General features: G+C 47.4%; 27 protein-coding genes. 8 read left to right on the top strand and 19 right to left on the bottom strand.

Features of this window, described 5'->3' with window-relative positions; all coding sequences use genetic code 11:
• Nucleotides 1-113: 113 nt before the first annotated feature.
• The 18 genes from BMX50_RS06645 to BMX50_RS06555 form a co-directional block, all read right to left on the bottom strand.
• Nucleotides 114-1,178, bottom strand: a complete 1,065-nt coding sequence (locus BMX50_RS06645) for a DUF932 domain-containing protein (RefSeq protein ID WP_091209422.1) — start codon at nt 1,176-1,178, stop codon at nt 114-116.
• A 373-nt stretch (nt 1,179-1,551) separates the two neighbouring features.
• Nucleotides 1,552-2,151, bottom strand: a complete 600-nt coding sequence (locus tag BMX50_RS06635) for a hypothetical protein (protein ID WP_091209420.1) — start codon at nt 2,149-2,151, stop codon at nt 1,552-1,554.
• Nucleotides 2,152-2,168: 17 nt separating this feature from the next.
• On the bottom strand, nt 2,169-2,456 hold the full coding sequence (locus BMX50_RS34215) for a hypothetical protein (RefSeq protein ID WP_143065111.1): 288 nt from the start codon (nt 2,454-2,456) through the stop codon (nt 2,169-2,171).
• A gap of 229 nt (nt 2,457-2,685) precedes the next feature.
• Complete coding sequence (locus BMX50_RS06625; protein ID WP_091209416.1) at nt 2,686-3,465, bottom strand: hypothetical protein; 780 nt, start codon at nt 3,463-3,465, stop codon at nt 2,686-2,688.
• Nucleotides 3,466-3,481: 16 nt separating this feature from the next.
• Nucleotides 3,482-4,579: a conjugative transposon protein TraM gene (traM, locus tag BMX50_RS06620; RefSeq protein ID WP_091209414.1), complete on the bottom strand. Its 1,098-nt coding sequence runs from the start codon at nt 4,577-4,579 to the stop codon at nt 3,482-3,484.
• 2 nt (nt 4,580-4,581) lie between these two features.
• Entirely contained in the window at nt 4,582-4,773 is a 192-nt protein-coding gene (locus BMX50_RS06615; RefSeq protein WP_091209412.1) for a hypothetical protein, read from the bottom strand.
• Nucleotides 4,770-5,378 carry a conjugative transposon protein TraK gene (traK, locus tag BMX50_RS06610; protein WP_091209410.1) on the bottom strand — a complete coding sequence of 203 codons (609 nt, stop codon included), beginning with the start codon at nt 5,376-5,378 and terminating at the stop codon, nt 4,770-4,772. The genes BMX50_RS06615 and traK overlap by 4 nt, the downstream gene beginning before the upstream one ends.
• A 51-nt stretch (nt 5,379-5,429) precedes the next feature.
• Complete coding sequence (gene traJ / locus BMX50_RS06605; RefSeq protein WP_091209408.1) at nt 5,430-6,554, bottom strand: conjugative transposon protein TraJ; 1,125 nt, start codon at nt 6,552-6,554, stop codon at nt 5,430-5,432.
• A gap of 2 nt (nt 6,555-6,556) precedes the next feature.
• A complete protein-coding gene (locus BMX50_RS06600) occupies nt 6,557-7,189 on the bottom strand; it encodes a hypothetical protein (protein WP_091209406.1) in 633 nt (210 codons plus the stop codon).
• Complete coding sequence (locus tag BMX50_RS06595; RefSeq protein ID WP_143065110.1) at nt 7,176-7,814, bottom strand: hypothetical protein; 639 nt, start codon at nt 7,812-7,814, stop codon at nt 7,176-7,178. Before BMX50_RS06595 ends, BMX50_RS06600 begins: the two co-directional genes overlap by 14 nt.
• On the bottom strand, nt 7,801-8,484 hold the full coding sequence (locus tag BMX50_RS06590) for a conjugal transfer protein TraI (protein ID WP_091210336.1): 684 nt from the start codon (nt 8,482-8,484) through the stop codon (nt 7,801-7,803). The genes BMX50_RS06595 and BMX50_RS06590 overlap by 14 nt, the downstream gene beginning before the upstream one ends.
• 5 nt (nt 8,485-8,489) lie before the next feature.
• Entirely contained in the window at nt 8,490-8,864 is a 375-nt protein-coding gene (locus tag BMX50_RS06585; protein WP_143065109.1) for a hypothetical protein, read from the bottom strand.
• 29 nt (nt 8,865-8,893) lie between these two features.
• Entirely contained in the window at nt 8,894-11,341 is a 2,448-nt protein-coding gene (locus tag BMX50_RS06580) for a TraG family conjugative transposon ATPase (protein WP_091209400.1), read from the bottom strand.
• Nucleotides 11,328-11,663: a DUF4133 domain-containing protein gene (locus tag BMX50_RS06575; RefSeq protein ID WP_091209398.1), complete on the bottom strand. Its 336-nt coding sequence runs from the start codon at nt 11,661-11,663 to the stop codon at nt 11,328-11,330. The genes BMX50_RS06580 and BMX50_RS06575 overlap by 14 nt, the downstream gene beginning before the upstream one ends.
• Entirely contained in the window at nt 11,660-12,007 is a 348-nt protein-coding gene (locus tag BMX50_RS06570; RefSeq protein ID WP_091209396.1) for a DUF4134 domain-containing protein, read from the bottom strand. Before BMX50_RS06570 ends, BMX50_RS06575 begins: the two co-directional genes overlap by 4 nt.
• 11 nt (nt 12,008-12,018) lie before the next feature.
• Entirely contained in the window at nt 12,019-12,558 is a 540-nt protein-coding gene (locus BMX50_RS34210) for a hypothetical protein (RefSeq protein ID WP_143065108.1), read from the bottom strand.
• 158 nt (nt 12,559-12,716) lie between these two features.
• Nucleotides 12,717-13,568, bottom strand: a complete 852-nt coding sequence (locus tag BMX50_RS06560; protein ID WP_091209391.1) for an RteC domain-containing protein — start codon at nt 13,566-13,568, stop codon at nt 12,717-12,719.
• Nucleotides 13,569-13,666: 98 nt separating this feature from the next.
• On the bottom strand, nt 13,667-14,875 hold the full coding sequence (locus tag BMX50_RS06555; protein ID WP_143065107.1) for a hypothetical protein: 1,209 nt from the start codon (nt 14,873-14,875) through the stop codon (nt 13,667-13,669).
• 389 nt (nt 14,876-15,264) lie between these two features.
• Between BMX50_RS06555 and BMX50_RS06545 the strand changes: the two genes are divergently transcribed.
• Both BMX50_RS06545 and BMX50_RS06540 read left to right on the top strand, forming a co-directional pair.
• The gene (locus tag BMX50_RS06545) at nt 15,265-16,284 is read left to right on the top strand and encodes a sensor histidine kinase (protein WP_091209385.1); all 1,020 of its coding nucleotides are present in this window, start codon (nt 15,265-15,267) and stop codon (nt 16,282-16,284) included.
• Nucleotides 16,281-17,015, top strand: a complete 735-nt coding sequence (locus BMX50_RS06540; RefSeq protein WP_091209383.1) for a LytR/AlgR family response regulator transcription factor — start codon at nt 16,281-16,283, stop codon at nt 17,013-17,015. The genes BMX50_RS06545 and BMX50_RS06540 overlap by 4 nt, the downstream gene beginning before the upstream one ends.
• 6 nt (nt 17,016-17,021) lie before the next feature.
• On the opposite strand, the gene BMX50_RS06535 is transcribed toward BMX50_RS06540, so the two are convergent.
• On the bottom strand, nt 17,022-20,075 hold the full coding sequence (locus BMX50_RS06535; RefSeq protein ID WP_091209381.1) for a lantibiotic dehydratase: 3,054 nt from the start codon (nt 20,073-20,075) through the stop codon (nt 17,022-17,024).
• Nucleotides 20,076-20,670: 595 nt separating this feature from the next.
• Between BMX50_RS06535 and BMX50_RS06525 the strand changes: the two genes are divergently transcribed.
• The 6 genes from BMX50_RS06525 (at nt 20,671) to BMX50_RS06500 (ending at nt 24,831) form a co-directional block, all read left to right on the top strand.
• The gene (locus BMX50_RS06525; RefSeq protein ID WP_091209377.1) at nt 20,671-21,693 is read left to right on the top strand and encodes a sensor histidine kinase; all 1,023 of its coding nucleotides are present in this window, start codon (nt 20,671-20,673) and stop codon (nt 21,691-21,693) included.
• Nucleotides 21,690-22,469 (top strand): LytR/AlgR family response regulator transcription factor, encoded by a 780-nt coding sequence (locus BMX50_RS06520; protein WP_091209375.1) that lies wholly within the window; start codon nt 21,690-21,692, stop codon nt 22,467-22,469. Before BMX50_RS06525 ends, BMX50_RS06520 begins: the two co-directional genes overlap by 4 nt.
• 97 nt (nt 22,470-22,566) lie before the next feature.
• A complete protein-coding gene (locus BMX50_RS06515; protein ID WP_091209373.1) occupies nt 22,567-23,382 on the top strand; it encodes a sterol desaturase family protein in 816 nt (271 codons plus the stop codon).
• Between the two features lie 57 nt (nt 23,383-23,439).
• Nucleotides 23,440-23,655, top strand: a complete 216-nt coding sequence (locus BMX50_RS06510) for a hypothetical protein (protein WP_091209371.1) — start codon at nt 23,440-23,442, stop codon at nt 23,653-23,655.
• Between the two features lie 44 nt (nt 23,656-23,699).
• A complete protein-coding gene (locus BMX50_RS06505; RefSeq protein WP_091209369.1) occupies nt 23,700-24,431 on the top strand; it encodes a hypothetical protein in 732 nt (243 codons plus the stop codon).
• Between the two features lie 10 nt (nt 24,432-24,441).
• Nucleotides 24,442-24,831 carry a hypothetical protein gene (locus BMX50_RS06500; protein ID WP_091209367.1) on the top strand — a complete coding sequence of 130 codons (390 nt, stop codon included), beginning with the start codon at nt 24,442-24,444 and terminating at the stop codon, nt 24,829-24,831.
• The last annotated feature ends 3 nt before the right edge of the window (nt 24,832-24,834 follow it).

The raw sequence follows: 24,834 nt of genomic DNA, 5'->3' as shown, positions 1-24,834 counted from the left end.
TCTTCCTGTTTGGAGCCTCTTTCTTTTGCTACTTTTCTTTCCGGCGACTGAAAGAAAGAAAAGTAGCGTCCGGGAATTTTGAACCATAAAAAAGGGGCTCATCGCCCCTTGTGTTAATTCCTTTCAAAAACCGTCCCGCCCCGCTTTTCAAATTCACCGCAGAGGTCGAACGCAGATTGGATTTTATTAAAGCCATTGCCGAAAAGGATGGATTTGAGCTTGGCATCTTCAGTTTTGTAGGACCTGATATTTTGCAGGTAGCCGCTGATCGCATTATACGCACCAAAAAGGGTTCCCCTCGTCGTATCGGTCTGCTGGGTGGGATGGCTGAAAGCAAATTCACATACTTTTTCCACCGTGTTCAAAAACTGGCTGGAATATTCATCTATATTCTCGTCCATCACCTTTTGCAAAACTTCCCTGCTGGGCGCCATGGCCTGTTGCACCAGTCGCAACACCTCTTTATCGCTGATCCGGACGTGAGCCCAGCGATTAAAGATATCGTCTAACTGACTGGAAATACTATTGGAAATACCCATAACCTTATGCGCCTGTGTCAACCGCTCCTGAGCGGTTTGTGTATGGCGTATCTTTACGCAGTTGGTCATATTATTTAAGGCGGCATGCAGGGTATTGTTACAGCAAATCCTTGTGGGCGTAAAGGCGGCGGTTATACTGCCATACCCATCATGCGAGGTGGTCAGAAAAATATATTTCTCAATCAAATCATCCCTTCCCACCCGGATATAACCCGGTAGTTTGGCCGTGATAAATATACGCTCACCTGCCTGCCCTAAAGCTCCGGCGGTTTCATAAAGAATACCATCCCCGCCACCAACGATGGCATCAAAAAAGCTGAACGCATCCCGGTTTTGTACGACTTCATAATCATTACCCACAACGCCCAATACCTGTTCCGTGTCGGCGCGTACAGTGGCGTAATAATTCGGTACGGCTATGTCGGGAATGGCTTCGCCATTATTCCACAAATGATTATTGGTGTCGTATGTAAATAACGGGCGTTTTTCCACAATATAATCTAACCCGGCAAATTGTATCGCCTCGCTGCTCGTGGGGTAGCGTTCAACAATCTGCCCTAAATTATGCCAGGCTTTTTCCTTCACGCTCATAAAGCTGTGCCGTCCTGTTTTTTCATTAAAATTGATATGGTGTGCCATCTGCTTAAATTTTTAGTGTTTCCTTGTTTTTAGTTTTATAATTTCTGTTTTCAGGACCTTTACATTCCGGGTGCTGCTAACGGACAGCCGGGTGTTCGCCTGTAGTTCCGCTATGGCATGGTGTATGTCCCGATGCCCGGTGCTAATCGTAATTTTCACCAGTAAAAACATTTTGTCTGTCATCATTTTCGTAAGTATTTAAGAACTCGTTGAATTCAAATCTGAATTTGGCCGGGTCTTCCGCAGCCAGTTTTGCAGCGTAGCCGTCCCAAAATATTTGGTCGGTCAGTTCGATAAATTGCTCTTACATCTTAATTCCTGTTTTTGGTAAACCGTAAAAAATACTCCCGGCAACAGCCGGGAGCATCCGCCTTTAAGCATTTGGAAGCACGATATTGGCTTCGATCTCCGCCAGTTTCTCATGGCAGGCATCAAAAATGAATTGCGCCACCATGCGGATAAGGCCGGGTGTATTGGTGGTAAAATCCCTGCCCTTGTCATCTTTAATGATCAGTTTGCAGCCCTGATAAGGGTTGCTTTCCAGTTCGTCGTTTTCTTCCACCAGTTTCACCTCAAAATCTTCGAGTAATTTGATGCGGACAATCAGGGCCAATCGCTGAATACTCCTGCGGTGGAGGTCGTTCACGGTTTTAATAGTTTGTTCCAAGTTCATCACAGGTTTGATGTACTTCACTTCTGCTTTCGGCTCCGAACCGCTCAGTTCCTGTTTCTCGGCTGCGGCTGTACCGTTAAGGGGTTGGTTATTGCCGGCAGCGGGCTGAACGGTCTTAGCTTCGGCACCATTGGCTTTCGCAGCTTCCGGCGCAGTGCCGGGGTTTTGATTTTTAAGGGGTTCATCATTTTTGGCTTTGCCCGGAATGTTGGGGCGGTTTTCAGTTTTTGCGGGATTTGTTCCTTTGGCACCGGCAGCAGCAACTTGTACTTCCTTTGCATTTTTTTCTGCGTTTTGCATGGTTAAAAAATTAAGTGTTAAAAAATCTGTTTATTCTTTTCTCTTTCAACCCTTTCCCTTAAAAGCTTTTTTTCAAAAGAAAAAGGAAAAAAAGAAAGCAATACAAGGTGCCTGGCATAGGCAAAAAGGAAAAGGAATAAGTCCCGCAGGGTGGCGCGCCAAAAAAAATAACAGGCGCCATTATGCCGGAAGCTTTTTGCTGTTGTTGCAGCAATCGCCGCTCTAAAGGCACAACTTGGCTGCCTTTTTTTCCTTCTTTTGAAAAAATGAAGGTCTTCCGTAATGATGTCTTTAAGAAAAAGCAAATGCCTGCCTGCCGGATCGGGGATACCAGGCGGTGATTGGGGATACGGCAGGAAGGCTTTTGCCTAAAGCAGTAAAAATGGCTGAGGGAATGAACGGAATGTAATGGAGCAAATGAGCGAAGCGGTTTTTACTGCGCCTTTATCCTGTCCCGGTTAAGGAGAGGCTGATAAATCATACGCAGCAGACCGGAACATCTGGAAACAAATAAGCCCCTTTCGGGGCTTGTGATCAATGGACCTTTTGTTTGCGTGACTGTTGCTTCCGGGGCTGATCGTCCGGTTGCTGTTTTTGGTTTTGCTTGTTGCTTTTGGCCTGGCTTTGGTCCTGGGCGTTATCCTGTTTGAGGGATTCACGCCTGACACTTTTCAGGTTCTGGTCATAAACGTTGACCTGTTTATACTGGGGTTCGGCGGCCAGGTAATACTTATGGCTTTGCCCGTCTTTTTCTATCGTGACCTGCTGTGCATTCCCTTTTTTCAGGGAACGCAGTAATTCCTCTTTTTGCTGCTGGTCCCCCAGCTGTTTGATCGGATATTGGGCCAGGGTTTTCTCCAGGTCGTAGCCATAACCTTCGCCAAATTTAAGCAGTTTATGGTTACCGCGATCGTCGGTATCCTTGAAATCAAGTTTAAGCCAGGCGATGTATGGCTCGCTTTCTTTATTGTACAGTTTCTTTTCGACAGCCCGTCCCTCTAATAAATTAAATGCTTCCTTAGCCGTAATGCCGTTGCCTTTATTGATATACATAGTCTGCATCCGGTCTTTAGCGGGATCGGCTTCATTTTTGAGCGAAGCATCGTAGCGGTTGAAAAAATACATGTCATGCTGATCGCCAGCTTTAAAATGGAGGGTATAATCCATTTTCTTCTGGTTGTACGTTTGTTCCGTGCTGAGGCTAAACTCGGGAACTTTGGCTTTGATCTGTTTCTCCATTTCCGCGTTGACCTTATCGCCGAAGCCCAGGTTCAACAGGTTGTTTTTCAGGAAATCTAAATTTTCGGTATTCATGGTCTATTATTTAAGGTTAACGAATCTGGTTATTGCGCAGCAGTACGGCATCGCCGTTTTTGAGATGAACGGTGATGCGCCTGACTTTTTTGCTGAACAGCCCCTTGGCGGCATTGATGCCGCCTGCGGCGGCCTGGGTGGCCAGGGACTGATCCATACTAAGGAACTGCATACCTTGCAGGGCATTGCCGGCACCGTTGCCCGCCGCTTCGCCCAATTCAGCCTCCGGTGCAGGTACTCCGGGCATCCCGTCCATATAGTACACGGTTAGATCTGCCGGTATAATGGACTGACCCAGCCGGATATTTTTAATAACGATCAGCAGGCGCTGGTTGATCATATTGGCTGTACCGTAAACAGGAGTTCCTTTAGGGATCAATTGCCCTTTAATGGTGACCGTATCATTTAAGCAAAGCCTGACAGCCCCCGACTGTTTGATCTTCTGATTGCCATCTATTGCCGCAGGAATAGCTTTAAACGGATTCGTCGCTGCCGAATCGGCTTGATGATCGGCTTTAGGGGTTTCGGGGCGCTGGATGGCCTGGATCTGTTCAAGCATTTTGCTCAACTGCTGCATCTCCGGGTCCGGCCCGCTATCCGCTTTCATGGATCTCATCATCGTTTCCAGCCGGTTCACCTGCTCGGTGAGCTGTTTATTTTCAACAGGCTGGTTCAGCGCGGCTGCCGGTACGGATGGCACGGCGGGCCGGCTGATCTCCCGGTCAATAGCCGCCAGCTTTTGATTGATCAGGTGCACATCGGGTTGACTTGAAGGCAAACCGGAAGAGCTGATGTCGGGAATCATTGCCTTGTCCTTTTTGATCCCCATTTCCTGCAGCAAAGGATTATTGCTGTAAGATTGTTCTTTGGCGGAATCCAGTTTGGCCTGGTCGTAAAACCCCATTTTATCTTTGGGCTTTTCATGTTTGCCAAAGGCCGCGGCCGGCAGGCTGGTATTTAATCCCCGGTTTTGTTCCGCCGGGCCAGCCGCTATGCTGCCCCGTCCTCCGCCAGCTGCATAAAAAGCCAGGCTCAAAAACGGTAAGACCATCAGGGGCAGGATAAGCAGGAATCTGCGTGTCCGCAAAAACTGAATTGAATGTTGTCGTTCCATAATTAAATTGATTTAATGATTAAATAAATGCTCAGGCCGCCAAAGACGATCATGAATGCTGCTAAGGCGATCAGTTTGGATGTCTTATTCCAGTGCTGCGTTTTGCGGTTGAGGACGTTGGCCAGGCGCGTTTGTATACGGATGATCTGATCCGCGATATGCCTGGCCAAAGCATCGCTGGTGATTTTCTTCATGGCTGGTCAGCGTTATTGACAATCTCCCAGCGTTCGATCAGAAAGCCATGCGGGTTATTGTCGGTTTCGGTACTGAGCTCCCGGACCCTGCCTTTTGTAACGAGCTTACGTGTGACGGTATTGGTTGCCCGAACCAGCTTTTCGGTAGCATAGCAGGTAAAAGCGTATGGTAGCTGGTCAAGGTCCAATACCGTGCTGTCGACACTGATCTGCTGGCTGATATTACCAGCAATGAGGTTGGCGTAATAGCCTTTTTCCCGCAGGTCGTCGTATTGACGTTTGGCGCTCTCGTCGGCGAGATACAATGCCTTGGCGATATTAGCCTGTATCTGTTTATCGTCAGGCAGCAGGTTAAAAAAGTCCTCATGGAAAGTCCTGATATGGTCGCGTAGTTCAACCGGCCTGGAATGTTTCCGGTCTGAAAGCAAAGTTTCCAGTACTTTCCCATTGTAGAGGATACGCACCCTGTTTTGCGCGCGGTCGGCGAAATCATAACTTTTATAGATGCCGAAGCATAAAACAGCGGCGGTAACCAGCATGAGCATGACATTAAAGCGTCTGTTCAGTTTGGCAACGGTATCGATGTTTTTGGTTTGTGTAAACATAGGCCTCCAATCTCCGCCCGAGGCGGAAGCATTTAAATGGTTAATAATTGATCATTTACCTGATAATTTATCTTTCTGGTAGTTGCTGCCGTTATCGTCCTTGTCTTTAAAATAGCCCCCGGTCATCGCGGTAGCGGCCATGCCTTGGCTGACATTTTCCCGCTGGTTACCATAGGCATCGGCCGTCATACCGCCTGAAATCAGGCTGCCTGCCGACCGTGAAGAGCTGATGACCAGGGTATTCACCTTGTGCAGCAAGGCGTTACCGCCGCCTGCATGAACGATATAATTGGCGGTGCCCGGTACGGTAAAATAGCCGACAATGCCGATCAGCAAAAAAATCAGATAGCAGGTATCCGTGCTGGAAAAGAAGGTATCCCCGGAGCTTTGAATTTGGGAAATGTCCAGCTGGATCATATTCTGCTGAACTTTTCCGATAATGCTGCCAAAGATGTTGGCGACGGGCAGCCACAGGAATACATTGATATAACGGGCCATCCATACGGTTAAGGTATGCTGAAAGCCGTCAAAGACCGCAATACCGAATACTAAAGGTCCTAAGATAGCCAGGACGATGAGCTGAAAGGTGCGGATCGTATTGATGCAAAGCGCGGCTGCTTCATAAAGCAGCTGCAAAACTTCAGACATCCACTCCTTGATACTATTGCGAAAGTTGTAGGAAGCTTTGGCCATCGCGAATTTCATATCGTTACCAATGCTGCCCAAGATCCCCTCTCCTGTATCACCGGGGTCGTTGGGATGGGTATATTTATACCATTTGTCCCGGTCGCCCTCACCGTCGGAACCGACAAACATTTGCCAGGCATCCGTCTTTTTTACTGCTTCGGCTTTTTGCTGCAGCAACAGGGCGATAGCCTGGTTGCTGTTTTGCACCATATTATTGGTTGCGCCGACAACAGGTTGCAGCACACCGTTTATCACGGCGATAACAGCGGGAAACAAGAGGATCGCTATCCCCAATGCAAAGGGTCGGAGTAAAGGAAAAAAATCGATGGGTTCGGCGGCGGCGATGTGGCGCCATACCCGCACAGCGATGTATAACAGCGCCGCCAGTCCGGCTAAACCTTGCGCGGTCCCGATCAGGGAACCGCAAAGCGGCAGCATCTGGTCATAGACCTGTTGTAGGGTGGCCTGCAGGCCTGTAAGGTTATCCATGATTAATAGAGTTTTTGTGTTACGGTTATTTCATGCTGTTCTTTTTGGCGTTCGGCCGCCAATAAGTTGGCCTGCCGGTTGAAATGCCGCAGGAACTGCAGCTGGTCAGCGGTTGACGTGTAAATCCTGTCGATGGCTTTGATGCGCTCGTCATCGCTCATGCGCAGCTTGCCTGCCACCACTACGCTGGTTAGCTGGTCGAGATTGCTGAGGCTTTCCTGTAGCAGCTCGTTGTAGACATTCGCCATATAGCCGATCTCATCAGGGTTGAAATTTCCACCATTTTTAAAGTACCGGTAATAGCGGCTGTATTCGCTGACTATGGCAGCCTGATCCAGGACAATATCCGCGACGCGTCCATATTTGGCGATCCCGGGGTTAACGGCTAACAAGCCGTTGAGAAACACGGAATGAATACTGAAATTCCCGCCGGCGATCTGTTTAACCTGGTTATACCCCCCATTGATGATGTCGTAACCGGTCTTCATATCGGTCAGGATACTTTTCAATTGTGTCAGCTTTTCTATATCCAGTATCAGCTGGATCAGGTCGGAACTTTGCGCCCGTGCCCTGTCGGCGGTAGCTGTCATGATCAAGAGAACCGCCATTGCAAAAAATGATCTAATGGTTTTCATATAATTTTACTAAAGTTTGTGTGTCGTTAATTTCATGCTGCCGCTGCGCGACCAGGAGCCGGGCGGCGGCGATGAAGCGCCGGGTAAACTCGTATTTCTCCAGCATGGAAGCATGGATCTTCGCCAGGCCTTGCAGCCGCTCGTCGTCAGTCATTTGCAGATCACCTTCCTGCATGAGGTGTTGGAGGTTGGTAAGGTCGTCATTACATCCTTTGAGCACCGCGGCCTTTACATTGGCCCAGTAGGTTTGCTCATCACCTGTCAGCCCCTTGACCGGTTGATTAAAACTCCCGTTGATGTCGCGCTGCCATTGCAGCATTCCAGCAAGGCGCGGATCATTTTTTACGGCGCTGTTCACCTGAACAAGTGATTGGTAATAACTGCTGTGGGCGTTCAGTTCTGCGGCATTGATATCCCGGATGCCGCCGAGACCATGCCTGATGACGTTATAACCCTGCTTTAATTCCGATTCAAACATGCGGTAAGCGGCGATCTGCGCCAGGTAGTTTTTCTGCAGCTTGCCGGCCTGTCCGAACAGGTCGCCGAAGCTGAAAGACTGCGCCGAAAGCCGCAGGCAGGAAGCAACAAGAAAAATGAGTATCCATGTTTTTTTAATTGATGCCATACAGGTTTTTGAGGCTTTGAACATCCTGTGCATTGCGCGACCTGCCGAGGCTTAACAGGATGTTCTGGTTATTAAATTGTTTAAGGTCATTGTAGTTCCGGTCTATTCTGGCGGCAATGCGATCAATGAGTTCCATGCGCTCGCCATCGCTCATTTGGGTCCGGAAGGAATTGATCACGACCATGAGCTCGTCCAGGTTTTTGACGCTGGCCTGTAGTATCCCGGTATATACGGCAGCTATATTTTGCAATTCAGCGGCCGAGAAATGATCATCCTGCTGCGTCATGCCCCAGGCACGCTGATATTCTTTGACCAAAGCGGCTTGCCGGAGCGTGATGTTTTTTACCTGCCGGTAACCGCTGATGATGGACTTGACCTGATACAGCTCCTGGTAATAATTGCTGAACAGGTCTTTTTGCTGCTGGCCGATCCCGGCAATCTCGGTCAGCTTAAGCTGGTTAAGCTGGGTTTCGATCACCTTTTGGGCGTTTTGCAGCCAGATCGTTTTATTCTGCGCCCTTTGCACGCCGAGGTCAATGGCGCGAATGATCTTACCAACGGTCTGGTTGAGCACTTCCGTGATCACCACCTGCGCCTCCGCCTTTTTTTCCGGCAAGGCAATGAGTATCACCGCCATACTGATGGGCAGGACGATCTTATAAAATCTCATGAGGTTCATTTTTTTAGTTTTAAATACGTGCTGTTTTCGATGCTCAGTTCATTCTTATCCGGGTGGAACAGGATCAGTACGCCGTTTTGGCTGATCTGTAAGATCTGCTGCTGTTCAGACCATATTCCTATAAAAGTTTTAACCTGGTACTGCGGTACCTGTCTTTCTTTTTTTCGCCGGAAACCGGTGCGGCGGACAATATGGTAGACGTTGGCATTATCCCGGTCTGCCGAGATGGCCAGTGTGTCATTGGCGACACTATAGGCACTTTCCGCATGATTGACATAGGTACCAGGAATAAAATCCGCGGTTTTTGAAGAAGGATTGCAGGCGGCAAGGATTGATGCCAGTCCCGCCACGATGGTTCTTGTTTTCATCATATGGATTGTTTAGTTTATGCTGTTGAATTTTATGGGTTCTCCCGTTTGGTCCGCCGTTCATCGTTAACCAATGCGGTGATGCCTTTTTCCATACCGCCGTGTGCTGCCGCATATTCACGAACCTTCACCCGTTCTTTACCCTCTGTGGTAAAGGCATAATATTCCTCCGGGCAGAGTTCATTTTTGTAAACCCTGACGACCTGTCCGCCGATGTCGATGCTGATCTCCCGGTTGTCCTTATTGACGGAAAGCATCATCGTCTTTGCTTTATCTGAAGCGCCAAGTGTATCCTGCAGCTTATCAAACTTGTGCATGAACTTGCGCATGTCCATCATGATCTTGATGTCGGCATTATTGATGATGGCGTCTTTAATCACCGGCGAATTGATGAGATCATCCAGTTCCTGGGTGATCACGATGGGTACCCCGTTGAATTTCCGGATGGTCTTAAATGCATATTTCAGAAATTCGGCCATCCCTGATTTGGCTATCGCTTTCCAGGCTTCATCAATACACAGCACCTTTCTCACACCATGCAGTTTGCGCATTTTGGATAGGAAAAGCTCCATGACGATGAGCGTCACCACCGGAAACAGGATGGGGTGATCCTTAATCTGATCCAGTTCAATGACGACAAAGGGCTGGTTCAGCAGGTCCAGGTTTTCGGTAGCATTGAGCAGGTAGTCAAACTCGCCACCGGTATAAAAGGGCCTTAATACGTACAGGAAACTATCGATGTCAAAATCCCGGTCTTTTACCCGCTGGCCTTTTAATACTTCCGTGTAGTGGTTTTCGAGATAATCATAAAATGTATTAAAACAAGGAAAGACGGAGGAATCATCCAGCAGGTGCCGGTAATAACCCTGCAAGGCGTTTGATAAAGCCACGTACTCGCTCCGGTTAAAACTTTCATTTTCCTGCTTCCAAAGGGCGACCAACAGCGCTTTCAGGCTTTCCTTTTTTTCGGTGTCCAATAGCTGCCCGGCAGACAGGAAGAAGGGATTGAAGCTGATCGGGTTTTGCTCCTCATAGGTGAAATAATACCCCCCGACAAGTTCGCATAAGCCTTTATAACTGCCGCCGATATCCACGATCACACTATGTGCGCCCTGGTCGTGCATGGTGCGCAGGATATGGTTGACCGTCATTGATTTCCCTCCTCCTGATGTTCCGCATACCAGTGTACCCATGTTACTGGTAATTCCCGATCTTCGGGGCGCATCATACAGGTCAACATAGACCGGCCTGCCGAATCGGTCGCAGAAGCGGATGCCTGTTTCAACCGGGTCGCTTTTATAATTACTTTCGAGGTTCAGGAAGCAGGTGGCCTGTTCTAAAAAAGTGTCGAAAGTATCGTTCATCGGAAAATCAGCGGCATTGCCCGGGATCCCAGCCCACCATATCTGGGGTGCGCCGGCCGTTTCCTGCTTGGCGGTAGCGCCGATCTGCGCCATGGCGGAGCCCACCATGTTTTTAATGTCCTGGAGGCGTTCTTTTTCCCTCGTCCAGGCGATCACATTGAAATGCGCGCGAACCGGCAGGCGGCCCTGGCTGATGGCTTCGTTGAGGAAATCATTGGTAGCGTCACGTGCGATGGCATTTTCCCGGCTGTAAGCGGAAAGCGATTGCAGACGGCGCTTTTTGGCTTCCAAAGCCTTGAGCGTTTTTTGCGCGTCTTCGATAAAAACATATTGGTTGTATTCATGGTCGCAGTCCAGTAACAGGTTAAGCCTGGCCACAAAGCCGATAGGAAAACGGCTCTGATCGGTACTGAACTTGTCGTAATCGATACGGCTCCCGCACATCGACGGCAGGTCTTCGACATCGCTTAAGGTAAATACCTGACCGTGCAGGTCACCAATCTGCAAGCCCTCTTTGAACTGTACATCCCTGATCATTGGCCTTTCACCGGATCCTAAAAGGAAGCAATACTGCTCCAGTATCCCGGCATGATCCATCGTGCCTGCCAGTTCATCATCACCAAGCCTGCGTAAGGTTACAAAACCGCTGTCGGACAGGATGCGCTCAAACTGGCCAGCCTTTTCCAGGAATTCGGGAAACAGCCCGGAGTCGATGGTCTGTCTTGGGACAATACTTTTACGCATCAGGCCGGAATAGGAACTACTGGCCGCTTTGCGGTCTGTTGCCATTTTGGTAACCAGGATATAACAATGGTGATCAAGACAGGTACGGCCTGTAAAGTAACGGTCGGCGGCGGCGGACAAAAAGCTACGGTTCGCCTTGTCGGCCCTGTAGGTGTTGCGCCGGTAAATGTCTTTTTTATGCAGGATCGTATATTTTCCAAATACCCTGGCTGCCCTTATCCAGGACTGGTGATAATTTTCATAGTCGTTACCTGAAAGGGTAAAAATGTCGGGTTGTGCAACCTCATACACGATCGTGATATCACCATAAGCAGACAGCAAAGCATCATGCTCCACCTGATAAATCGGAAGTATCTTTTCAATGTTGATCATGGGTTTTGGCTTTAAGGTGAATGAATAATTTCCGTGAGCGGGATTTGAGGCAATCCGGCAGGCTTCGCCTGGCCCGTTTTTTCATCAGGCCATATTTGCCGTATTTATGACTCAGCCTGAAGGTGCCGATCACCAATGTGACACCCAGTCCAGTTATGAGGGTTAAGCAGACATAGGCATTAACACCCATCATGTAGAGGACGACAAACAAGATCAGTAAGCCAACCAGCCCGAGGGCGAGGTAGGCAATGTATTGAGCCCGCAAACCGCGGAACTCAATACTTTTATTAATGCCTTTATTGATGAAATAGACGCTGCTCATAATCCGAAAAATGATTTGATGACGGTAGCGACCACGACCAAAAAGATGCAGGAGCCAAACCAGGAGGCGGCTACTTTACTGGTATCCGGTTCCCCGGCATTCCATTTCTGATAGACCTTAACGGCGCCTACGATGCCGACGACCGCGCCGATGGCATACATCAGGTTACAACCGGTGTCAAAATAGCCTTTGACCATCGTGGTGGCCTGTTGAATACCGGAATTGCCATCCTGGGCCCGGGCATCAAAAACCATCAGCAGCATTTGGTATACGGTGAGCGTTACAGTCAGCAGCCAGACTTTGGCCAGTATTCTTTTTCGGGGAGTTACAAATTGATTGTTCATGAAGGTGTTTTTTAATCGTTAAAGGATGTGTTGATTAAGGCCTCCCGGATGTCGGCCTCCTTCAGTTCGAAGGGAAAGTCACCGCTGTTTTCGAGCAGCATTGAAGCGATCGGACCGATGTATTGCTGATCGGCCAGCGGCGGATAGCCGGAAGCAACCAACCGCAGCAGGTCAAGGAAATTCTCCCTGGTATCCTGCGATTCAATCGTGATACGGACCAGTGTTTTCAGTTCCTGCTGAAAATCAGCCAGGCCGCCCAGCAGGAATACTTTATCGGGCATTGGCTCCGTTGAAAGCTCGTCCCCGCCGTCGTTATCTGCAAAAGCCAGTTCATCGGCGGAGATCACCGCCATTTCCGTGTCGTCCGACCGGACCTGTCCAAAGACATCTGGAAGAGGGGCCTTTGTAACGGAGGGTGGTGCCCCTTTTTCCCGGTGAAAAAAAGCAGTGATCTCCTGCCGGTAATAGTGTCCCAAAACCAGCAGGTAGTACAGCAGGCAGCAGGCCCCGGCCGTGACGCCATACTGTGTCCATGTGCAATGTATGATCATGACTATGATTTAACCCAACCGCTGCATTGCGGATGTTGAGGCAAAATTGCCCGGTTAAAACCCGCAGGTAATCCGACGCCATCCTACGTCGGATAAGCTTTTTTTAATATTTATGCATAAAAAAAGCGGCCTGAGCCGCTTTGTGAGCCATTGACCGCCTATTTCCGAACCCCGAGCTTCTGGCTGATCCTGTTTAATATGCCCACTTTCATTTCGTCCATATAAATGGTTTTATTGGCCCGGTCAGAAATATAGCCCCAGGTGTCGAAAAAGTCGTCGAGCTTGACATGAAAGACTTTTTCCATATACTTCGAAATACGGGTCAGCGAGAGCTTGCCATGGTTGAGGGCCTTGGTTTCGTACCAGCCATAGATATTTTCCACGAGGGCGGTGTTGGCCTGGGTCCAGGTTACGAGTTCCTCTTCCATGAAAGTCTTCAGGTCAGAATTTTCCTTGTTATTTGCACCCAGTATTTGCTTCTCCAGATAAGCCAGGATCATTTCGTTCGCCAGGATATGAGCAACCTGGCTGTCATGACTCGTATTAAAAGAAGTGTCGAAGTCCACAATACCTTCATAGGGATTCAGATGGATAGGATAAACATCCCTGACAAAATACTGCTCATCGAAATGCGTGGCCTCTGTCCGGAGATACTGATAAAAAGACATGTGGCTGTCAAAGTAATGGGTAAGCACTTTGAGCTCATTGAGGTAATAATCGCTGACCGCCTGTGCGTCGCCTACCGGCCTGCGGCTTTCGATATTGAGCACCTGCTGGTGAAAGATGAGCAGGGATTTGAATTTGGGCTTGACTTTTTTGAAAAATTCGATCTCTTCGGCTTTGGTCCGCGGGCCGTTTTCCTTGAAGAACGTTTTCAGTTTGGTCAATGTACGGATACAGGTTAGTATGGAAAGTTCAAGTCTTTTGAATACCGGTTTTTCATCTAATTTCAGATTTGTCAGTTCTCTGTTGAGGTCATCATATAAACGCTCACTATATTTCAGGATCATAACATAAAATATGAGTTATCCCGGATCCGCCACCCATCCCAGGCAATAAGTGTATCAAACAGAACCAGTTGGTAATATTTCAAATCATGCGATTCCGATTAAGAGGTCCATAAAATGATAGTTAAAGCGATCAAGGGAAAAAACATCCTGTTGAGGCGGGCCAGCATCCGGAGCAGCAGATCCTTCACCGCCGCGGCGGTGAACTGGTCCGTACCGTAGTAAGTCCGGCCCATATTCACGGCGGAAATATGCTCCTGCCGTTTGGTCGTAAAATGTTTAGCGGTAAACCGCAGAATGGCGGTTATATTTTTCAGGGTAAAGAAACCCTCTTCGTAAAGCAGCCGGATGAACAGGGATAGCTGCGTAACCGACAAGGACAGGCCAAGTTTCTTTTCTGAATCTCCCGGCCCCCTTGGAAAATACCTGCCGCTTTCCTTTTTGATCGCTTCGTTCAGCCAGGCCTCTAACAACTCGGCCAAGGGCGGCAGGGACAGGTCACACGAGACAGATAACATGACCGGGCTTGTTTTTACACGAACGAGTTCTTCGATCAGGACCAGCAGCCGCTCTTCAGCGGTAGCCAACCGACGGATCTTATAATTAATTTGTTCCTGCAACCAGGTCACAAACCCATAGAAGTTAAAGTTGAGGTACATCAGTACGTCAACAATCACGAGACTCCTATCAGCGTCTGTGCCGCGCCGGTAAACCGGAGTTAAAAAAACAAGCAGGTCTTTGATGTACAGGCGGGTATGAAAGTTCAATTTTGAGCGGTAACTCTCCTGCGGAATCAGTTCGAGGTAATCAATCAGGCATTGCTTGAGGGATTCTTCGGTATCTGAAGATTCCAGCAGTCTGACTATGGCATCGGCCTGGCCCCTGATCTCTTTTAAAGTATCCTGTATCAGGGCGTCCGGTATTTTGCCAGCCCGGTTGAAACCGGCTTCAAAGTATTGTTCCAGGAAAGCAAGCAGTTCCAGCAGCCCCTGGAGTAACGCCTGATCGATAGCAAAGGCGGGCGAAACCTGAGGACCATCCCCGTGCCGGCTGTCTGCAACGATATGCGCAAACAGGCGATCAGCAAGATCGACCAATACGGCCTGCTGATAATTCACATATCTTTTCAATACGTAATCCTTTACCGTCGAGGTGAAGAGTACGCTCCATGCAGTTTTAATGCGCCGGATTTCCGTTGCTATCGCCTGTTGTTTTTCCGGCACTTCCGGCAATTTTACCGTGCGCAGGTGCGTCTGTTCAAGAACAGTGTTCGTCAGGTCTCTCAATATTTTCAGCTCGTCCCTTAGCAAAATCAAATGCGATTTAATTCATGATTCCCTTATCCGATCCTTTGTCCCCTGTCCTTTTCGAGCCCTCTGAAAATATGAGTCGTCGTTATGACCGTGACTGTGGTATTGGTCGGGTCATTCCCGGTTTCGGTCTCTGAGCCTGCGGACCTGATATTTGATCCATATGTAAATATGGTATGGGTTCTTTTTTTTAGATTTTTTACTGACAACTGCTTCATAATTATTAACTTTTAAGCAAAATATCAGCCCCGTAAATCTCAGGATGAATTTGTTACACCGACGACCATTTGCCTGCGACAGACAACAACAGGTGACAATTCGGCAACAAATTCCGGTTAAGAAAAAGAGACGTGAAAAAAAAGGTGATCATATGGCATTTTTTTGGATGGATGATTTTCGCCCTGTATGAGATCGGGGTTGTCTATATCACAACGGGGCATTTTTACCGGCTGGCAGACTATGTGCTTTTTTATATATTAAACATCGGTTTATTCTACTATAATGCCTACTTCGTTTTACCTTATTCGTTTGCGGAAAGAGATAAGTCCTACCTGAAAGCTTTTATGGGGATTGCAGCCGAAATAGCGATTTACCTGGCTGTCAAGCTTGCGCTGGATCACCTGCTGGACCTTGAACGGCACATCGTTCGCTCCTATTGGGAACACGCGGGAAAGTATCTTATGCTTAATTTATGGCGTGGATTATATTTTTGGAGCATCAGTACTTTATACTGGTCGGTGGCACGATTGATAGAGTACCGGCAACGGGACCATATAATTAATCAGAAGCGTCTTGCGTTTGAAAAAGAAAAAGCCGTGCTGGAAAGAGATCTCGTTACCGCACAGAACGCCTATCTCCATCACCAGATCAATCCACATTTCCTGTTTAACAGTCTCAGTTTTATCCACAATACTTTTTATGAGTATTCCAGGGAAGCCGCCAAATGCGTGATGCTGCTTTCGGAAATCATGCATTACACGATGCTGGAGCCTGATTCTGACGGTAAAAAAGCATTGCGGGATGAGCTGGAGCAGATCAATAATTTCATTACGCTGAACCGGTATCGTTTTGATTTTGATCTGCAATTGGATATAAAAATAACAGGGGAGGCGGAAGGCTGCAGGATCATTCCCCTGGTGTTGCTTTCCCTGACAGAAAATGTCTTCAAACACGGCAACCTGAAGGTACCGGAAAAAAAGGCGAGCTTATCCATTACGATATCCCGGCATCAGGAACTCACCTTCCGCAGCTGGAACCTCAAAAAAAATCAGACAGAAAGGAGGAGAATCAGGTCTATTGGCATTGAAAACACGATCAAACGATTAGAGCACAGTTATCCGCATCAATTTAAACTTAACATTCATGAAGAAGAAGAAAGCTATGAGTTGGAATTAAAGATGCAATTATGAACTTAACCTGTTACATCGTGGATGATGAATATCATGCGGTTAAAATACTTCGGCAATATATAGAGCAAACAGAGGGGTTGGAGCTTGTCGGCTACGCGACTAACCCCGTCACCGGCTTAAATGAGGTTACCCGAACCGATTCCCCGGCATTGACCTTCCTGGACGTGGATATGCCTGAACTGTCGGGTATGGAGTTTGCCGGGCTGGCCAGCCTGCATACGGAAATTATCTTTACAACCTCATTTCCTGAATACGCGGTAGAAGCGTTCGAAAAGCAGGCATTCGATTACCTGCTTAAACCGGTCAGTTACGAACGTTTTCTCAAGAGCATTAAAAAAGCAAAAAAGGCCGCTTTAATCCGGCAGGCTCCCGCGGCAGCCGCCGGAGAGGACTTTTTCTTCATTACCACCGAAATCAAGGGTAAAATGGTCAAAATAGCGATCAGTGATATCATTTATGTAGAGGCCGCGCAGAATTACGTCCGGCTGCATCTACATTCGGGCCGCATAATGGCTTATCTGACCATGACCGAAGTCAGCGATTTCCTGTCCCGGTACGCCTTTTCAAGGGTTCATCATTCCTTTCTGATCAATGACCAAAAGATCAAGAGCGTGGAACCCGGGCAGGTGACGTTGATCAATGACCGGATAATAAATCTTGGCCGGACTTTTAAAGGGCCATTCCTGGAACGAATGAAGTCTTTATTGATCAGGACAAAAAGAAAATACTAAGGGAGATTATTTACTGAGCGCCCGCTCCGCCAGTTTCTGTTTATAAAGGCAATAATACACGATCAGCTCCTGATTACGCTGTTTATCGGTAAAAAGCCGGTTCAGGTGCAAATGGATCAGGTCAGCTAAAAGCTGCGTTTTACGTTCAGCCGGGAATGTCTCGGCATAGGCGAGGATTCGGCTTTGCTTCAAATAGAAAAGATCAGCCCATCTTTGGATCCTGAGCCTGCTGAAATATAAATGATCCTTCAGCAGCCCGCTTATTTCTTTTTTGATCGCCCTGTATTTGAGATCAAGATCGATACGCAGTGATTTATCCTCCGAAAATTCGGCATAAAATGTCCCTGACATTTGCCTTAAAAAATGAAGCTGTTCATCGAGGGAACCCCACCAGGCTTCCACCATCCCGCAAATGGTAACAAATGCCAGGCTGTGATACGAAAAGGGAAAGTCTTTGGCCATGCTGCGCCTGATAAAAGCCAGTATAATCTCGCTGCTTGCACAAAAAAGATCTTCTACCAGCTCAATAATGTCGGCTCCGTACCGTTCCAGTTCCCTCCGGTAAGTATCGGCCTGGTATTCGCGGACTAACTGAAAATGGAGCGCCCCGGCTAAACGCTCCTTCAATTGCTGTAGTACAGTGCCAAGTTCATCGTCTTTTATTCTTAGCCGTAAACGGATATGATGCCCGGCATCAACATACCGGATAAAGAACCAGGATAGCAGCCGCTGTTTTCCCAAAACCCGTAACCGCGGGAGCACTTTCCGTACCAGTAACTGGTTGACACTACGGGGATGACAATAGATCTTTAAATAAACCCACTGACTTCCCAGGATATAGTCCCGCTGCACATCTGCAGTCAAAAGGCTTTGCCTGCTTATTTTATCCTGGTATTTTATGTTACTGTTAAAGAGGAACGCTACAAACTGGCCGGCAAGTGGCTTTCCTTTGACCTGACGGACAATATCGCCCGCCGCAATGGGATACTCCTGTAACAGGAGCTGCTCCGCCCCCCGGAGGCAGTCCCTGAAAAATGACTGATCCAGCTTATCTGACAGGTTAAAAACAATTTGCTGATCGTGCCGTGTTATGGCAACGGTGTCAGGGAGGGTTAACAGCTGCTTAACTTCGCCTAAACGTACCGAAAAGTCAGCCGGGGCCCCTCCGGTCAGGTAAGCGATCTGCTGTTTGGAAAGATACCATTTCGCCAGGCAAAGGATCGTGCCCCGATAACTAACCCTCGGATAAAAGGCCATTCCGGGGAATAGCTGTTCCATATCCAGGTTCAGGTTTGCCTGAATGTCCTGGTATTGCAGGTCACACAGCAAACGAAAGACAGCAAGCCCGTTGTGGTTATAGTTATAAGCGGAGCTCATCCGGGGCATCACCCGGCGATTTAAACTCAGCGACTCCAATACCAGTTCATCATCCCTCACGGAAAGCACGAGATCGGCTAAAGGCAGCTGCTTGTCTCCCGGTAGTATAGAGATGGCATTGACGGGGATCTCAAAAGGATAAATAGCCTGACGGCGGCTGATGTTATCTACATGATGGCCGGATAGCTGAGTGATCTCTGCAAAAATCATGTCGGGGGTTGCCGCTTGTTCCAATTCTGCTATATGTCTGGCTATCTGCGTAATCTCCTCACTCCAAATTGTAAAGCGTCCTATGATGCTGTTTGCGGTTGCCGCACCGGCGGATTCCAGGTACACCTGACTATCAAATATCCTGAACATGACCGGAAAAGAGGCCGGCAAATCAACCGTGTTTTCCATGGCCTTCAGGTCAGTCAGGTCCTTTTCATCGATCACCAGCGCTGAGCCAGGAACTATGTTTTCACACCATTTGCGAAATAACAACCGGTGAACCGGCGTCCACTCTACCAGTACGTGCCGTGTACGAACATCATTGAATTTTATGTCTTTTAATAAATCTGCCTGATCCTTATCCAAGGACGCGGTATCATAACCTATTCCAAGCTCCGGGTCGAGCACTTGTAGCAGCGGAACACGCTGCCTGTCGTAACGGGCTTTAAAATCAATGATGAATTGCCGCAATCCTGAAGGCCGGACATGCGGCACCAGGAATGATAAGGCCCTTAAAGCACCCCTGATATCCTCCTGAAAATGGGCACCGAGCTTGCCTTCGGCTACTTTACCCTCCAGACCAACATAAAAGACCTGACGCGACCGCTCATCGCCGGTTTCGGTCAGTAATAATGCCGTGATACGTTCCTTCAACTGACTGAGAACCCGGGTATCCGCACTCCGCATACCGTTTAATGCCTGATGCAGGTCAACAAGGTCTTTTTTAAAGGGCGAGTCCGCCACCAGCCCCTCATGCAACAGGCGGGCCAGCAGATCTTTCCCGGAGATATTGGTCTCCCAAAGGGACCTGATGAGCTGTGCATCAATCATAAAATCAACGTATTCCCGCGCATCATCCGAACTGCATCCCGTCTTTTGACAGATTAGTCCAATAAGATCAGACACAGTCCTTGGTTCCGACCGGATATATTTCAGCAACGAGCGTATCAGTTGGTTTTCATCCATAGATTCTACGGAGAATTCAAACCCAGGTTTATTACTAATGATGGTCTTCACAAAGCGGACTTCGCGATTGATCAAATAAATGGTCGGGTTCAAGCAATACAGCCCCTTCTCCGCATTTCTATCAGTCAAGCCCTTCGCCAGCTTGACGGATATTTCCTGGTCCAGCCAAAGGTGCAGACGGTTCCTGTTACCGGACGTTACCAGTAAAGTCTCATCGTTGCCCCATTCAGCGGTGTAAAACGCGGCAAAGGCCCCGAACGGCGTAGGTCTGAAACACATCCGGTTATAATAGCGGGATACGGTCAGCCTTTCTTTCGCACTTAGTTCCGACCAATTAAAACGTTTCGCCTCCAGCAGCCGGTATAGCGTCAAGTTAGCCAGGAAAAGCGCTGCTCTGAAAGATTCATCATTGATGACATCTGGCAGCGCGTTCAAATCATAATCCCTGTAGCTGAGGAGCGGAGTCCGGAGTATCAGATCATTTAAAAATACATACTGCTCCATCATAATTTCCCAATTGAATAGTCCTCCAGATGGCGGATAAGATAAAACAAGCCTGTTATATTACCCTCATATAACGGTTTATCCGCCTAATATTTGATAGGGAAATCGCGGAAAAATGCTTTTTATCACATCGCCGTGCCCAGTATCATCACAGGCGTTCAGCCCCATCAGACTCGACAATATGCCGGATGCCGTACTGTTTTCATCGTCCAAAATCTCCGGGCTCAAGAAGATTACGGCAAGGGCTTCATGATAAATTTACATCGCGAAAATAGCGTCTAAAAATAATTGTGGAATCATTTACCGGGAACTTAAATACCCCAAAGTCAATAACAAGTTCACTTTATGTTGAATACTCCTCCGGTAAATTACCCTTCATGTATATAGAGGTTGCCATGCAGACAGGCGAATCCATGCCTATGATCATATGCCCGCCTGGCAACTTTTACAGCTTATCAGAAAATTCCCGGGATCAAAAAACCGCATAACCTTTATTTGATCCCAGCACTTTTTTATTAAATAAAATTCACCCACCAATATTTCAGCTTCACCGGACAACGATTAATCATTGAATAAATAGTAAATTAGCTTTACACCCATGGATAGAACTGAAAACCGTATTTGCTGGTATAGTTCCCTTTTAATTGCCCTGATGATGAATTCTCCAAGGCTGCTGGCTTTGCGCGAAAATGGAATAGTTGCCCGCTACTGGCACTTTAATTTAGGCGAATGGAGTTTCCAGGTGTTATTTAACCTGGTGTTTTGCTGGCTGCTGTTTTTCCTTAACCTGAATAGCAGCAGCCACTTTGCCATATATCGCAATCAAAAAAAACACGGCATCTATTTCCTGTACAATAGCGTGGTTGTGTTAATATGCATCATTGCGGGCAGTGCAATACAACGTATTTGCTTTGGTTATAAAGGACCGCCGGGGATATTGGGAAGTGGTTATTTTGCACGCTTTATACTCAGCGCCCTGCTAACAGGCATCATCATTAAAATTATATTATTAATGCGCGAGGCTAAAATTAAGGAGTTAGAGAACCAGCAATTAAAAAGTGCCTATATGGTTGCCGAGCTGGAATTGCTGAAGGAACAAATGAACCCGCACTTCTTTTTCAATTCTCTGAGCAGCCTTTCGGGTGTGATCAGGGAGGATCCTGAAATGGCCCAAAAATACTTAAGGGAATTATCCACCGTTTTCCGATATGCCATAACACGACCAAAAGCTAACCTGGTAACCGTTGAAGCGGAACTGTCCATGCTGCGTTCATTTGCACAACTGATCAACCTGCGGCTGGAAGGCGCCTTTCAACTGGACATACAGGTATATGAGCCCTATTTAGTTTACAAGTTGCCTCACCTGTCGTTACAGCCCCTGCTTGAAAACGCGGTAAAACATAATGCGGCTACCGCCATGAAGCCGTTAAAAGTGGTTGTGGATATACAACAGGAGCATTTGGTGATAAGTAATAATATTTGGCGGATCCCACAGCCAGAGAGCAGCAACGGCATAGGGCTGGCAAACCTGAATGAACGTTTTAAGATAATGATGCAGCAGGAAATTGAAATTATAAAGACCAATGAACTGTTTATGGTTAAACTACCCCTGAAAGCATGAATTCACTGCGAATTGTAATTGTTGAGGATGAAGCGGCTACCGCGCGCAACCTTGCGCATTTATTGCGCAGTGCTGATGCCGGGACAACGGTAGTGACCACACTTAGCTCCGTTACCGATGCGGTGGAATGGTTTAACCTGAACCCCGATGCGTATGACCTGTTATTTATGGATATCCGCCTGGCGGATGGTGTATCGTTCGATATATTTAAAAATGCCGTAATTTCGAAGCCGGTCATATTTGTAACTGCCTATAACGATTTCGCCATACAGGCCTTTAAAAATAATGGCATTGATTATATCCTTAAACCGTTTGATGAGCAGGAGATACAAAGAGCCCTGCAAAAATACAAAAGCCTTTTTTTAGCCGGACAAAAACCTTCCGACACTTTACAGATAAGGCAACTGCTTGAACAGATAAACCAGCTTACGCGATCATACAAAAAAACATTCCTGGTACATTTTCGGGAAAAGCTGATCCCGGTTGAAACGGCTAAGATCACCTGGTTTTATACTGCTAACGAAATTGTTTATGGCCATACAACCGACGACCGGCAGTATATTATGGAATATACCATGGAACAGCTGGAACAACAGCTTGACCCGCATTTGTTTTTCAGGGCTAACAGGCAATTTATTATTAACCGTTACGCCATAGCTGAAGTTGATTTCTATTTCAACGGGCGTCTCTCCATAAAAGTTAAGCCCGAACCACCCGAGCGTATATTAATCAGCAAAGCACGGGTCCCCGAATTTAAGAGCTGGATGAACAGTTAATACACCTCACCCCTGACTTTTTCAGCCTCACCAGGTTTTGCCAGCCCTATCCACATTTTCTTAGTCACTTTTATATCGTGATTTAAAAACCAAGAAAATGAGACATCAAGTTGGTCCTTACAGAATTTACATATTATTATTCCTGCTGATACTGGTAACCGCCGAGATCATCTGGAGCTGGAAAAAAGAACGCGGGGTTTACGAGGTTAAGGAAACCCTGGCCAACTTGACCGTATTTGCAGGATTTCAATTTTCAAAATACCTGTTTGCCGGTTACCAGCTGGCTATGCTGGGCTTTTTTGCCAATATTACCCCATTAAAATTACCGCATAACGGCTGGGTATTTTTACTGACCTTCATCACTGCCGATTTTATTTATTACTGGTTTCACCGCATATCGCATAGCTGGAAACCCCTGTGGGCCTTCCACCTTATTCACCACTCGGCCATGCACATGAACCTTACCGCGGCTTACCGGCTCAACTGGTTCTCAGCCATTGTAAGTCCTTTGTTTTTTATACCGGCTGCATTACTGGGTATGCCGTCGGATTTTATTGTGATATCCTATGTACTTAACCTGGCTTACCAGTTCTTTATGCATACCGAAGCTGTGGGCACACTTGGCGTTATTGAAAAAGTGATGGATACCCCATCATCGCACCGGGTGCACCATGGCAGCAACCCCATTTATATCGATAAAAACTTCGGCGGCGTACTGATCATCTGGGACCGGCTTTTCAATACCTATCAGCCCGAAACAGAGCCGGTGCGCTATGGATTAACCACGGGCTTTTTAAGCCATAACCCTTTTAAGCTGGTATTTCAAGGGTTTATAGATTGGTTTAAGCCGGTGAGTTCAGCCCTAAGCAAAGATAGTTCAACGCCGTATTCGGAAGCTTCACCCCCAAAGTAAAAACTCAGCCTATTGCTTATTGTCAAACCTATATCAGTTCATTAAAAATAAAAAAACATGAAAAAGATCATCTTAATCCTAAGCCTGGCATGTGCAGGTATGCTAAGCGCCGATGCGCAAACAAGGGTAGTTGTCCGTACATCAGCCCGCCGGGTGGTAGTTACCCGCAGGCCGGTAATAGCACCGGTAAGAAGAACCGTAGTAGTTAGGCCAGCTGTAGTTGTAGCAGGCCCGGCAGTGGTAAGAAGGCGTGTTGTCGTAGTTCACCACTAATCCGTTTCTTTTTTTTAATAAATCAAACTATAACAATTACGATCATGAAAAACGCAATGAAACGCAGATCAACCTTATTGGGTTTAATGATAGCAGCAGGCCTGGGCCTGGCTATCTCATCATGCAAAAAGGACGCATCAACCCAGGCCGATGCGACCGTAACCGAGGCCGATGCTGCCGAACTGGCAACAAACGCCGTTGTACCCACTGCCGGCGGCCTTACGCTGCAGGTAAACAGTTCTGTTACCCTATACAAAACCGTTACCTTGCAATGCGGCATCGAAAAGGACTCGTCGATAACGCGGTCGAGTGTCAGTGGGGCCAATCCGTCATATAGCTATGCTTTAAACTGGAACTACCTGTTAAATTGTTCAGGAGCTGTACCCGGCCAGCTTTCTTTTAACTTTACGGGCAGCAGTAAATATGATGGTCCACGCATGTCATCAGATGATAAAAGTACCGGCGGCTTCGTGTTAGCAGGGCTTGCCCCCATCTCATCGGCCTATGTATTAAATATCACATATAACCGTACAGGCAGTCAAACATCAAAAATCGGTCGCCGGTATATATTCAACAGCAACCTTACGATTAAATCAACAGACCTCACTGTCGACAAAAACAGCCTTAAAATCCTGTCAGGAACAGGGACCGTAACCATAAGCGGTACTTCCTCATCTGGCAAAAGTTTTAACTTTAATGGCACGCTTACCTTTAATGGCGATAATAAAGCTACACTGGTTTTAAACAGCGGGGTATCCTACATTATTCAATGGTAATACTTAAACTATGAAAAAGATAAAATACAGCATGATACTGATGATAGCTATCCTGTTTTTCACGCAGATAGCTATCGCGCAACAAGCTGCCGACCTCAAAAACAAAACGCCCGAACAAAGGGCTGCGTTTCAAACTTCGATGATGAAAAGCAAACTAAATCTTGATTCCGACCAGGTTTTAAAAGTGCAGGTCATCAACCTGAAGTATGCACAAAAATTTGAACCCATTATTAAAAGCGATGACAGCCGGTTCTCGCGTTTCAGGCAGGTCAAAGCCTTGCAAAAGGCTAAAGACGCGGAGCTAAAAACGGTATTCACTGGCAGTCAGTATAAGCAATACCAGGACTTCGAAGCTGAAATGAAAGAGAAGCTGAAAGACAGAATGGCCAGCAATAATTGATCA

Source organism: Mucilaginibacter gossypiicola (assembly GCF_900110105.1).
Classification (GTDB): Bacteria; Bacteroidota; Bacteroidia; order Sphingobacteriales; family Sphingobacteriaceae; genus Mucilaginibacter; species Mucilaginibacter gossypiicola.
Note: the sequence above shows the minus strand (reverse complement) of the source record. Positions and strands in the feature narration are given on the sequence as shown.